The organism is Edaphobacter aggregans DSM 19364, assembly GCF_000745965.1.
GTDB classification, from domain to species: domain Bacteria; phylum Acidobacteriota; class Terriglobia; order Terriglobales; family Acidobacteriaceae; genus Edaphobacter; species Edaphobacter aggregans.
Window position 1 is genome coordinate 61,382 of record NZ_JQKI01000036.1, and the last position, 12,655, is coordinate 74,036.

8 protein-coding genes are annotated in these 12,655 nt (G+C 57.0%); 3 read left to right on the top strand and 5 right to left on the bottom strand.

The window, feature by feature from the left end; all coding sequences use genetic code 11:
- Positions 1-25: 25 nt before the first annotated feature.
- The 5 genes from Q363_RS15800 to Q363_RS15820 form a co-directional block, all read right to left on the bottom strand.
- Entirely contained in the window at positions 26-1,030 is a 1,005-nt protein-coding gene (locus Q363_RS15800; RefSeq protein ID WP_051978837.1) for a peptidyl-prolyl cis-trans isomerase, read from the bottom strand.
- Between the two features lie 94 nt (positions 1,031-1,124).
- The gene (locus tag Q363_RS15805) at positions 1,125-1,814 is read right to left on the bottom strand and encodes a hypothetical protein (protein WP_035351935.1); all 690 of its coding nucleotides are present in this window, start codon (positions 1,812-1,814) and stop codon (positions 1,125-1,127) included.
- Positions 1,815-1,874: 60 nt separating this feature from the next.
- Positions 1,875-2,261 (bottom strand): hypothetical protein, encoded by a 387-nt coding sequence (locus tag Q363_RS15810; RefSeq protein ID WP_035351938.1) that lies wholly within the window; start codon positions 2,259-2,261, stop codon positions 1,875-1,877.
- Positions 2,262-2,298: 37 nt separating this feature from the next.
- Positions 2,299-3,702: a DUF1254 domain-containing protein gene (locus Q363_RS15815; protein ID WP_051978838.1), complete on the bottom strand. Its 1,404-nt coding sequence runs from the start codon at positions 3,700-3,702 to the stop codon at positions 2,299-2,301.
- Positions 3,703-3,771: 69 nt separating this feature from the next.
- On the bottom strand, positions 3,772-6,390 hold the full coding sequence (locus Q363_RS15820; protein WP_064742653.1) for a DUF3604 domain-containing protein: 2,619 nt from the start codon (positions 6,388-6,390) through the stop codon (positions 3,772-3,774).
- 1,015 nt (positions 6,391-7,405) lie between these two features.
- Here Q363_RS15820 and Q363_RS15830 point away from each other — a divergent pair.
- The 3 genes from Q363_RS15830 (at position 7,406) to Q363_RS15840 (ending at position 12,031) form a co-directional block, all read left to right on the top strand.
- On the top strand, positions 7,406-10,138 hold the full coding sequence (locus Q363_RS15830; protein WP_035351944.1) for an MGH1-like glycoside hydrolase domain-containing protein: 2,733 nt from the start codon (positions 7,406-7,408) through the stop codon (positions 10,136-10,138).
- Between the two features lie 416 nt (positions 10,139-10,554).
- Positions 10,555-11,154 (top strand): hypothetical protein, encoded by a 600-nt coding sequence (locus Q363_RS15835; RefSeq protein WP_035351947.1) that lies wholly within the window; start codon positions 10,555-10,557, stop codon positions 11,152-11,154.
- A gap of 94 nt (positions 11,155-11,248) precedes the next feature.
- Positions 11,249-12,031 (top strand): mechanosensitive ion channel family protein, encoded by a 783-nt coding sequence (locus Q363_RS15840; protein WP_169747006.1) that lies wholly within the window; start codon positions 11,249-11,251, stop codon positions 12,029-12,031.
- The last annotated feature ends 624 nt before the right edge of the window (positions 12,032-12,655 follow it).

Here is a 12,655-nt window from a genome sequence, read left to right on the forward strand (position 1 = left end):
CAGGTTCGGTGAGAACGCAGGATAGTCACAATGGCCCCTCGCCTGATGGAGCAGGCACCGGTCTTTTCGGAGGGGGCGCTGGATTCCGCAAGGCATCTTTGTCCGGGGGGGTGGGCAGCAGTACGGTGTACTTGGCACGCATTTCCGCGTAAGTCCTTTGCCACGCAGTCACCTTTTGCTCGCCAAGCCACGCGGTCTTCACGTCTGACTCGATCTCTTCAAGCGCCGGGATGCGACCGGGAATGACAGTATCGACAAAAACCAGATGCCATCCATAGCCTGACTCAATTGGGCCCTGCCACGAGCCCGGCTTCAACTTCTCGACCGCCACCGCGAAGGGCGGCCCGAACTCCTTGGCAATCGCTTCCGGCGTGCGATCACCATAGTAGTCCTGGAACATGAACGAATCGCCGGACGAAACCGTGAGCCTGGAGTCTCCCGGCTGGCCCGCGATCTTGGCCAACACCCTGGCCGCATCTTCTTGAGCACTCTTACCGCGCTTGTCGGGAGAGAAATAAAGATGGCGGAAGCTGTAGCGGCTGGGCAGGGAGAACTTGCTGCGGTGCTTCTCAAACCAGGCCTTCAACTCTGTTGGGGATGGCTCATGCGCGGCGGCCACATCTTCGGCAAGGAACTGCATCTTCTGCGCCATGCGGCGTTTGACAATGGTGTCGTCCTTATCCAGCCCCTGGGCTAGCGCCTCGCGGTAGAGAACCTCCTCGCGCACCTTGTCCTCGATCATAGCCTGAAACTCGGCGGGCGTAGGCGGACGATGCCACTGCGATTCGAAGTACGACTCCATGAGCTGAAGGTCGTCCACGGTGAGCGCAATCTGCTTCGAAGACTCGACACCGCCACGGCCCCGATGCATGTAGGCGTAAATGACAAACAGCGCCACGCCCATCAACAGGAACTGCAGCAGCGGCTCGCGCAGTAGACCCTTCAACCGTGGAAAGAAAGAATTCCGCGATTCCGGGTGTGACAGCGTTCTTTGCCGATCCGCGGTGGGTTCAACGCCAACCTCATTCATTCAGAACAACTCCTATTTTTCGGCCTTCTTGGCAACCCGTGAACGTGCCACTTTGTTTCAACCACAGGCTTGCCGAAGAATGATCAGTTTTTCGTCACTGCTTCTGGTAGTTCGAATTCTGCTCATTTACCGTCAGCTCCTTGCTCACGCCGTTAATGGTTGTTGTCGCGACGTGGTTAGTGCCATCCGGTAGCTGCGTGAACTGCGCGGAGATGGTGATGGCATCCTTGGGATCGTTCAGGTACGAGTTGACCTGCACGCTCACCGGCGAATGAGTCTGCTCACTGATGGTCATGGTCATCGAGTCGCCCTGCTTTACGTAATTCTTGATCACCAGGCTCACGGTGCCCGCGCCGGGTTGCAGCGAGATATTGCCTGCCTGCCTGGCCTGCATCAGGGCTTCGGGATTGGGCGTGGTGTACTGCTTGGCCAGCGCGCCGATGGACTGGCCGTACTCTTTATACTCCTCGGTCTTCTTCTCGATGACGTGTTCCTTGATGCGACCTTCGCGTCCTCCGCCGGAACCCGCCTTCTGGTCGTTGACGAGGCTCTTCTGCTGCTGACCATTGACCACCTGGACCTGGTAGGTCTTCGTGTCTTTCACGTCGCCCTTGATGGCGATGGTTTCGGTTTCCGTCCAGGTATACTGGGCGAGCTTCTGCTTGTTGGCCGCCTGCGCCTCCTTGATGGCCATTAGCTTCTGTTCCATCTGTGGGCTCTGCGCCGCCGCCGGCGTGATCGCGAATAAGCCTGCCGAGTTGGCGACGGCCAAGGCTAGCGCCATGCGTCTCAATCCAAGAGATAAACGTCGAATCATATCGTCCCCTCGCAATCGATTTGAGTATCAATTCATGGATGTGCCGTATGTGGCCGGACTCTTTCGCTGTTTCAACCACCCGCCTGCCAGAAGAACGACCAGGATCGCATGGACGACAACCCCTGGCCACAACAGCAGCCCGACCCCTTCACCGCGAACGCCGATAAGGATGAGGTACAGCATCGCCAATGTGCTGTAGGCCAGCATTCCGTTGAGAGGCTGGAAGGCGGAGTTCCCCGGCCAGCAGGACACACCCAGGCCAATGAGGCAGATGCCGGCTAAGCGGCTCATTACGACGCCGGCCCCGCTGATCTCTGCACCGAACAGCATCTGAACTACAATAGGCGGGTACGCAAGCAGAATCACTCCAGTGCCTGCTTCCGCGACCGCCGCTGTGGCAAGGACCTTCTTCATTGCACCTTCTTGATTGGCGGATTCTTGTAGGTGCCGTTCAGAGCATCTTCTTTGGGCCAATAATTGCGAATCTGTTGAACGCTCCTGGAGGAGTCGGCAGCCAGTTGGATTCCTTGTCTTTGCCCGGCGGGTCAGCCTGCAGGTAGACGTCCAGCGAGCCGTCTTCGTTGAACTTGAGAGGCATCCAGGGAGCGATCACGTAGCGGTTCAGCGCGTTGACTTCGTAGAAGTTTCCCTTGTATTGCGAGATGGACCAGGAGGCGTTCGTGGGTTGGAGCGTCCCCTTGTCGTAATGCATGACGTACTTGTTGGCGCTGTCGAGCGGGTTGCCGTCACCATCTTTGAAGGCCGTTGGATAGATGGTGTCCTCCGGCTGGTTGGCGCCGAGTCCCACCCATGCAATACCGGCGCGGGTATCGTAATCCTTGCCATAGCGTCCGATGTCGTTCGGTTGCATCCACCCGTTCACCGTCTTCATCTTGAGGACGCCTTCCTGCAACTTGACTGGAGCTTCTTTCATTGCTCGTTCCAGACCGCGCGCGATGGCTGGACTCACCTTGCTAATGTCGAAGGGCTGGCCTGGCTCGACGCCAATGTCCTTCAACTTGCGCAGCGCCTCAGCATCTTCCGCGGCGGGAGGGTTGTCCTTCATGAGCATCGCCAGCCGGTTGAAAAACGTTCCGGCATCCATGGCAGCGACCTGGTCTGGAGGAATCCTGGACAGGTCCACCGATTTGTCCACTTGCGCGTTCGTCGGCGGCGTGTACGGCTTTCCCCACTGGCTCAACGGTGTGAGCTTGTAGTCGGCCTGGATGGCATTCACGTACGCGAAATCGCTGGGCCCATTGACCTGGGTCTGTCCGAGTATCCAGGCATATCGAGTGGAAGACTTGAAGACCTGCTTGATGTCAGCGGGTCGTGTGACCTGCCAGTTCGGTCCGACAAAGAGGAAGTTGCCAGGTTTGGTTCCGGTGGTGCGCTTGCCTACGGAGGCGAACACATTCGTCCACATGTTCATGACGGACATCGCGTAGTAACGGTCATGGGTATCGGGGACCGAAAGAACCACCGGCTCCTGTCCTAGGTCCATCCATCCGGTGCACCACAGCGAGTTCAGACTGATGCGCACGACCACCTTGACGTCGGGACGGACATAGTGCGGCATCTTGGCGAACTGGCCGATCGGAGCCGCCGTGCCCTCCTCGTTGGGAGCGGGAGCGGCAGTCAATACCTGCCGAGTCACGTCCATCAACACGATGGGATAACCGTACACCCACGACTCCATGCCGCGAATGTAGGCCTCCTCTTCGCTGATCTCCTGCTGGCCACCGCCGAACATGTACCAGGCCAGGGCAACGACCGCGATGATGAGCAGAGCAATGAGAGTGTAGTTGCGCTTCGATTTCTTTTGTACGCCTGTAGTTGGAGAAGTGTCTGCCATACGAACTCCCTTCGGGCCAAACGGAGCCGACGAGCCGCGCGGCTCTTCTCACTTCCGTCTCTAGATCTCCTACCCTATGCCAGCCGTAACCTTCTGCAACACTTGGCTCGCCATCTTCTCAATCAACTCACGCCTGCGCTCTGTGCGTATCGCCTGGAACTTCTGCTGTTGCTGCTGATCCAGGAGAGGGGTAATTTTCCCTTCGACTTCGTCAGCGATTTGTTTCAATTGCTCGATCTTCTGCAATGGACTGAGAGCAGTGTTTTTCTTGAGCGCCTCCAGTTTCGGGGCCTCCTGCTTCAGGAACGGGACAATCTGCGCTTTCTGTTGTTCCGTCAGCCCCAGCTCAAGGGTGAACTGCTTGAGCATTTCGGTAAGCGGATTGACGACAATCTGCGGCGTTGGGATTATCTCGTAGTTGGCATAGCCGAATTCGTTGCTGTGCGCACCGTAATAGGTGTCGCCCAGTTTGTATATCGTGACCGCAAAGGGATCCTGGGAAATCGTTGTCACCACTTTGCCGTTCTCAATCTTGTACGGCGTAGTGGTTCCCTGGTAGCCGTCGCGTATTGGGTTACCAACGCTGCTCGGGATCGTGGCGCTCCTGCCAACGTGCCAGACGTTGCTCTGACCGTCGGCAGTGTAGGTGACACTGAACAGCTCACCAGTCACGTTATTGCGCACCCAGAAGGCCTTGCCCACGATCAGCGCCTTCAGCGGTGCATCACTCAATGCAATCGCTCCCTTCGCCTTTAGGCCGGCAACGGTCATGCCTGCGGGTGCATTCTTGCGCGCATCAGCGCTGGGCGTGTACCAGATAGGTGAGGTCCAGGCGCGCTCCTGGCCTGTGAGCGGCACTATGTCGGGCGGCGGAACCCCGGCCTTCACTGCCTGCATAAAGGTCCAGCGTGGCGTGGGGATCTCCAGTACGCGGGCGTAGTAGAACGCATGCAGGCTGGCATCGAACTCCGGATCGGTCCAGACGGTTTTGAGTTCCGTCGAACCGACGTCGTTAGTATAGGTGGCCTTCTCCATGTCCACGGTGCTCCTGATCGCTGGAACCCTGCCCGACCACTTGTCGGGCTTCCGGTCGCCGTACCATGCCACGTCGAAGATCTTCTCGAAACCTTGGCCGTTCTTGGTCCAGCCCTTGATGATCTGTATGCGATCGAGATTAGCGGATGTGGGGTCTTTCACCGCCCAGACAACGAACGTGGGAGCAATGCCCTTCATCGGAGGCAGGTCGGCGCCCATAGGGACTCCGTTCGCATAGGATTGATGCACCCAGTCGCTGGCGTTCAGGAGGTCCTTGTTGTAGCCCCATCCGCCGAAGAAGCGCACTTTGACATGGACGCCGCTGGTACCGAAGGTTTCCTTGCGATACATGGCATCCCAGATGGAAGCGCGGGTGTTTTCCTCGGCCCACACGCCGGTCAGGCCGCCCGGGTTCTCCAGGCGCACATCAATGGTGTTTCCCAGCAGGACGCCTGCTAGCCGCCTCTCAATGGTTCCGTCAGCCTCCGCGTGACCACCATAGAAATTGTCCTGGCGGTAAGGGCTGCCGGTATTGTGCGAGTCAGAACCCGCCGCCATGCCGAACTTGTACGGGTTGTAGCCGCGGGTGTCCTGCATCGCTATGCCGTCCTTGTATGCCTGCCGGGCAAAGCTGCCGTAAATGTGGTCAACACGGCCCACGTCTGGGGGAAGACCTAGGAGACCGGAGAAAATCTCATAGTTGGCGAACTCGTCGTTGGGAGATAACAAGGGATGAGTTTCGGATTGTCCCTTGATCTGCTTGATCTCGACGAGCCGCTCGTTGCGGTCGCGCGACGCTGCCCAGGCCGCGTCAATGGGCCTGCCGAAGCTGTCGAGATCGACGGGATACATCCAGCCGTCACTCACGTTGGCGTTATGGGAAATGGCCAATAACTCGTTGCCAGCCTTGCGCTGGATGTCCATCCAGTTCCAGAGGGCCTCGGGATGATTGTCATTCATCGAGCTGAAGGGCATCTCCGGCACATGGGCGCAGTCGCGGAAGAAGATGTTGCGATGCAGGTTGCGGTTGTTTGGCATGGAGGTCCACTCGTAAGAACAGAACGCAGTGAACTTACCCGGATGATTATTCTCCTCAGCGATCTTCACGTTCTCTTTCCAGATTGTGCCTGCCACTGCGGGAGCCATAAATGCCTTGACCGGCGGCTGACTGGTGAGAGTGAGCAGGTACAGAAAGACCCTCTGCTGTTCTTCCGAATTGTTCGGATCCTTGAGGATTAAGGGCTGCGCTTCGGGCATCTTACTGATCGCCGACCCCGGGGTGTTCGCTTCTTTTGTCACGCCCACATACTCGGAGTGGTCGGTCACACCCATGAAGTCCATTGGCGTGTCGATCTTGATATCGTAGCCCAGTGGATGCTTGATGGTTTGCCCCTGAGCATACTGGAGAGCGTCGTCAGGTCCCGTGATGCGGTTGCCCATCACCCAGGCATCAACTGACCAACTAGTGTGGATGTGCTCCTCACCGAAGTAGGCGTTGCGATCAGGGTTGGGAGGCGGCAGTTGCTCGGCATTCGACGTCTGGCCGGTTGATTGTGCCGGTTGTGGGCTTTTAGATTTCTTGCAGGAAATCAGTGTGCCGACACTGAGAAGGACCAACGCCAAGCTCGTTGTTGCCGGAACTCTCGTCCTCATCAATTGCCTCCGTCTTGCCTAATGGCACGACTAACAGGCCTTGTACCCCACTAACTCAAGAATATTGGGAACTTGTATGCACCATCCCGCCCATCGATGCGGTTGCCAAAGTCCACGCTTCGCCTGCGCCACGGTTGAGAGAATCGCCAGGCTCGTTTACCCGATCAATGAGAAGGATTGCGATTCCACCGGTTTTGAACCTCATGGCGAACTCCTATTTGCTCACTCGGACCCGATGCTGCGCCGGTAACATGACAAACTCTAGCTTGTAGCAGAGCAGTTTACCCCCGCGGCGAGAAAAATGACAAAAGTGATAGTGCGAAGGGGTAGATCGAAATTCTTTTCGCTCGATTACCCGTTCGATCGATTGGCGATCGCGCTACAAAGACAAGGCTAGCCGCTGCTCGACGTCCTGTATCTTCCATCCCACGTCACCATGAACGAGGTGCACACTGGACAGGACTCTTCGTTGAGGACCCAACATGTAGTTGTAGACGATAAGAGTTTCCTTGTCCTCAAACAACTCCCTGAGCGTTACTGGCCGTGTTCGTCTTCGAATCGATATTGCCAAGTCCTGGGCGGCCAGCAGCTTGGAGTTTGCCACAGACAAGACCGACACCACGAGTTTTCATTCCCAGACGCGTGGCACCATCTTCCTGGGCTCGATTAGCAACTGGAGTGTTTCCTTTCTATGAAGAAATGCCCGCCGCCTGCGTCAGCGCGTCCACAGCGCCTGACAGTCGGAGCGCCGTGCGTGCTGTTAGTTTTGACAGTTTGCATTCAGGAGTAAACAGGTCTAGAGTTTCCAAAACGTCGAGCTGGGCTCGCAATGCCCAGCGATGCCGTTAGCCGCATCGTCGTCCTGGCAAAGAATCTCGATGTGAGTGGCGCCCAGCTGGTACGGGGATAACGAAGATCGACTGCATGCAGAAATTCGAGAAGGTTTGGATAACACAAATCCGGGCCGGATGACATGTCTCTTGAGGCCAATCGGCCAAACAGCAGGAGGGGAAAAATGTCACAGAATGCGGAATCAGCCAGACTCGAAGCGGCCCGAACAGCAAAAACTCCCTGGAGAAAATGGGGACCCTATTTGAGCGAACGGCAGTGGGGCACGGTTCGCGAGGACTATAGCGAGGACGGAAATGCCTGGGACTACTTCACTCATGACCAGGCCCGATCCCGCGCCTACCACTGGGGCGAGGACGGTCTTGCTGGGGTCAGCGATGACAAGCAGTTGCTGTGCTTTAGCGTGGCCCTGTGGAATGGCAAAGACCCCATTCTGAAGGAACGTATCTTCGGGCTGACGAACAGCGAGGCCAATCACGGCGAAGACGCGAAGGAATACTACTTCTACCTCGACAGCACCCCCGCGCATTCCTACATGAAGTACCTGTACAAGTATCCGCAGGCGGCTTTCCCCTACCTCGACCTGATCGAGACAAACAGGCGTCGCAATCGCGGCGACATGGAGTACGAACTCCTGGATACAGGTGTTTTCAACGAAGACCGCTACTTTGACGTTTTTGTCGAATATGCCAAGCAATCGCCTGAGGACATCCTGATCCAGATCACCGTGGTGAATCGCGGACCTGAGCCGGCCACGTTACATGTCCTTCCCGCACTATGGTTTCGCAACACCTGGACATGGTGGCCAGGCACACCCAAGCCGTCCCTGAAGCAGTTCTCTGGCCCGAAGGGTGTCCAGGCGGTTGCAGCCTCGCACGCCGATCTCGGAGAGCGTTACCTGTACTGTGAGGGAGACGTCCCGCTGCTGTTTACGGAAAACGAAACCAACAATGAACGGATCTTCGGTACGCCCAACGCCTCTCCTTATGTCAAAGACGGAATCAACAACTACGTGGTGCAGGGACAGCGCGACGTCGTGAATCCGCAGAACACGGGGACTAAATCTGCGGCACACTATCAGTTGAATGTGGGCGCGGGACAGACAGCCACCGTCCGCCTACGGCTGAGCGATCTGCTGCCTACGGCGTTGGGCGATCCCTTCAAGAACTTTGCCGAAATCGTGCAGGCCCGCCAGCGCGAGGCCGATGACTTCTACAAGTCCATTACCCCAAGCCGTGTCAGCGAAGACGAGGCCCGGGTCATGCGCCAGGCGCTGGCCGGTATGCTCTGGAGCAAGCAGTATTTCTTCTTCGACGTTGACAAATGGCTCGAGGAACATGGGATCGAGCCATTTAAGCCGGGCGGACGCTCCATGCGGAACCGCGAATGGTTCCACATGGTGAATCAGCACATCATCTCGATGCCCGACAAGTGGGAGTATCCGTGGTATGCGGCATGGGATCTGGCGTTCCACACCATCGCGCTTTCCACGGTCGATGCGGAATTCGCCAAACAACAGCTAGACCTGATGCTACAGGAGTTTTTCCTCCATCCAACCGGTCAGATCCCGGCCTACGAATGGAATTTCAGCGATGTGAACCCGCCGGTACACGCCTGGGCCACCATCTTCCTGTACAGGACAGAGCAGGCGCTGCACGGCAAAGGCGACATTGAGTTCCTCAAGCGGTCATTTGCGAAGCTGATGTTGAACTTCAGTTGGTGGGTAAACCGCAAAGACAGGTTTGGCAAGAACCTGTTTGAAGGCGGCTTCCTCGGCCTGGACAACATCGGCGTCTTCGACCGCAGCGCTCCGCTGCCCACCGGTGGCAGCCTGGAACAGGCGGATGGCACGGCATGGGTCTCCATGTTCGCCCAGAACATGCTGGAGATCGCCGTCGAGTTGGCGGCCTACGACCAAATGTACGAAGACATGGCTCTGAAGTTTGCGGAGCATTTTATCTGGATTGCGATGGCCATGAATCAAGTGGGGCCTGAAGGCATGTGGGACGAAGAGGACGGTTTCTACTACGACGTCCTGCGCCTTCCGGACGGCAGCGCCAGGCGGCTCAAGGTTCGCTCCATGGTGGGCCTGTTGCCCTTGTGTGCCACTACCGTGATCGAGCCCTGGCAGCGCGAGCGGATACCGCGAGTGACGGACATGTTGCGTGAACGCTGGGAACGTATGCCCGAACTACGCAATAGCATCCACGCAACCGGCAAGGGACATTTGGGGTATGCCGAACGCGGTATCGCGGCGCTGGTGAATGAGGAACGGTTACGCCGGATTCTGACCCGCATGCTGGACGAGAACGAATTCCTCAGTCCTTACGGCATCCGGGCCCTCTCCCGCTACCACAACGACCATCCCTTTATCGTCAATGTCGGAGGACAGGAATACCGGGTGAATTATCTTCCTGCGGAATCAGATACCGGCATGTTCGGCGGCAACTCCAACTGGCGCGGACCGATCTGGATGCCGGTGAACGTAATTCTGATCCGCGCTTTGTTGTCGTTCTATTTGTATTATGGCGACAACTTCAAGATCGAATGTCCGACCGGTTCGGGCAAACTGATGAATCTGTTCGAGGTCGCCCACGAAATAGCCAATCGTTTGGAGCAGATCTTCCTGCGGGATAAATCCGGCCGAAGGCCAGTGTACGGAGGTACTGAGAAATTCCAGAGCGATCCCCAATGGAAGGACTACATCCTGTTCTATGAGTACTTCCATGGGGATAACGGGGCTGGCCTCGGTGCCAGCCATCAGACGGGATGGACCGGCGTGGTTGCGAAACTGATCGAGCTATTTGGCCGTATCGATGCCCAACAGCTTCTGGATGCCGGCAAAGCAGGCGGCTTTGCGAAGGGGCGAACCGAAGAGGTCGAACACGCGGCTGCCTAGCGGCTAGCGCCGCCGACAAAGTTGAAGCAGGCTGGTGCTATGTAATAGATAAAGACCGCTTCGCGCCACCCTCGTTGACTCAAGGCTTTCGAGCCAACGACGGTGCTTACCAGATTGTGCAGCCTCGGGCCACTGTAGATGAGTCGGTGAGCGGATGGCTCCGCACTCGTGAACTGACAGACAATGGATGCGGGCCAGCGCGGATGAGGGAGATGGTTTTTCCCAGAAAGCAACGACGAGGGGTAAGCCAACCGCTTAGCGGTTTCTGTGCTCTCCGCATAGTCCTGCCTGTTTTCCTGCTCGTAGGATTAAGTGCGCAGTCTCTCGCCCAGATTCCGGCTTCTGCGCCTCCGCCCGCCAAAGCTGAGCCTGCTCCAATCGCCGATCCGCTCGGACGGGAAACCCCCCGTGGCACCATGATGGGCCTTGCGAAGTACGGAGAAGAACACCACGACTATGCGGCCGCTGCTCGTTATATGCAACTGGATCCTGGCCAGCGAGCGGACCCGGTGCAGCTAGGCAAAGAACTTCTGGCACTGCGAACAAAGTTCAAAGGCAACATCGAATTGTTGAGCGATGAGCCCAGCAGCTGGGTTGAGGCTGGACTGCCGCGCGACGAGGTGCGTGCTGGCGTGTTTAAAGTAGGTAGCACGACCGTAGACGTGATCCTCGCACGTGTGGATGATCCGCAGTCAGGAAAAATCTGGCTGCTTTCCAAAGAGACGGTAGCGAAAATACCCGGGCTCTACGCCCAGATGGAAACCGAAAAGCCGGCGTTGAAGGATCGAATCACGGCTTTCACCCTGGGCGGCCGGCAACTGCTGGGAATGTCAGTCAGGCAATGGCTCGGGTGGCTGCTCTCGATCTTGGTCTCTTGGTTGCTGGCATGGCTGCTGGCGTTTCTGCTGAGCATGCTCAGGCGGGTCTGGTGCAAATTCCGAAGGGCCCTGCATAACAATCTGGGACACACCGCTCGGAATGCCGCTCCGGTGCATCATTGCAATCCTGCTGCATAGCTTCTTTGTTTACCTGCTTCAGCCGCCGCTTCTGTATCGCGTCTACTACGTTCGTTTTATTGCGGCTCTCCTGGTGGCTAGTGTGGCGTGGCTTGTGAGCAACATCACTGACCGGGGCTTCAACCACGCAGTGAAACAAACCCAGGCGCACCGCCGCGGCGGGGAGTCGATTCTGATCGTGGTGCAGCGACTGACGCGCGTAGTGATGTTCATCATCGCCTTCGTGGCCGCATTGGCTCTGTTCGGATTGAACGTCGGGACCGCACTCGCTGGCCTCGGTATTGGAGGACTGGCGATAGCCTTGGCTGCGCAACAATCGCTTGAGAATCTCCTGGGCGGGGTCTCGTTGCTAATGGACAAGGCTTTAAATATTGGCAATTTTTGCAAAATCGGCATTCAAGTCGGCACGGTCGAAGACATCGGCCTGCGCTCTATAAAGCTGCGAACCCTCGATCAAAGCCTCCTTGTGGTTCCGAACGGATTGCTCTCCCAAATGCAGGTCGAGAATTTTGGGCCTCGCCAAAAATGCCTCCTCAATCAGCACTTTTCACTGCGAATTGAGACGCAGGCCGAAAAGTTACGCCTTGTGCTCGATCGCGTGCAGAGCATGCTCGATCAACAACCTGCGATCGAGACGGGAACCTCGAGAATTCGCGTCGCGAATTTCGCCGGTGCTTCCTTCGATCTGGAGTTGTGGGCGTACGTTAAAACGAATAACTGGACAGAGTTCACGGCCATTCGCCAGGACGTCATCCTCAAGATCGCTGAGATTGTCGAAGCCGCGGGTACTCGGCTAGCCGCACCTACACAATTGACCTACCTATCCGGCGACGCCGTCGTTGACGCGGGAAGGAGAACGGCACTGTTCACCACGTGATCGAACTTCGGGCCGACAATTCGTTCCGATTTCCAGGAGAAAGTCGAACCGGAACGGAATGATCGCCCCGAATATGTATTTTGTGAAAGCGGGTTCACCGGCACGTCTATGCTTGCTAAGGTTTTCGAGGCCACTGATGGATGATTACTGGAATCGTCCAGCCGCTCGCCACGTACCATCTGATTACCAAATTGTATTTCGCACACAGCCAACTTGCTTCAGGTCAATCGCTGGCGACATGGTCTATCTTTGCCCTCGCAACCCTATTGTGGGAGGTGTATGTTGTTGCTCAATCGAAAGCCCGGTGTTGCTGCAAAGTTGAAATGTCCTAATCTCTGCAAAGTAGAAATGTCCGTCGTCGTCGTGCGGGGGGAATGTGGTAATCCCGCAGGGATTTCCAAGGACTGTGGGAAGGGTGGGAGACCGGACAGCTTCATCGTCCGGTCTTCCATGCTTTCCATCAGGCCGTCATTTCCACCGCTTTCGGGCCCGGCGCGTTCGCCGGCAGCTCCGGTGGTCCGTAGATCTTCCGTCCTCGCTTACGATAGCCGTTTTTCTCACTGTTGGTCTTTACCTTCGGAGCATACTTGAGATCCTGTTGCGCTTTGATGATCGCCAACGCAT

What these genes read in the sequence shown, in the direction of transcription:
- Q363_RS15805 (WP_035351935.1), bottom strand. Translation starts at nt 1,814, where the DNA reads ATGGCGCTAGCCTTGGCCGTCGCCAACTCGGCAGGCTTATTCGCGATC.
- Q363_RS15810 (WP_035351938.1), bottom strand. Translation starts at nt 2,261, where the DNA reads ATGAAGAAGGTCCTTGCCACAGCGGCGGTCGCGGAAGCAGGCACTGGA.
- Q363_RS15835 (WP_035351947.1), top strand. Translation starts at nt 10,555, where the DNA reads ATGATGGGCCTTGCGAAGTACGGAGAAGAACACCACGACTATGCGGCC.
- Q363_RS15820 (WP_064742653.1), bottom strand. Translation starts at nt 6,390, where the DNA reads ATGAGGACGAGAGTTCCGGCAACAACGAGCTTGGCGTTGGTCCTTCTC.
- Q363_RS15800 (WP_051978837.1), bottom strand. Translation starts at nt 1,030, where the DNA reads ATGAATGAGGTTGGCGTTGAACCCACCGCGGATCGGCAAAGAACGCTG.
- Q363_RS15815 (WP_051978838.1), bottom strand. Translation starts at nt 3,702, where the DNA reads ATGGCAGACACTTCTCCAACTACAGGCGTACAAAAGAAATCGAAGCGC.
- Q363_RS15830 (WP_035351944.1), top strand. Translation starts at nt 7,406, where the DNA reads ATGTCACAGAATGCGGAATCAGCCAGACTCGAAGCGGCCCGAACAGCA.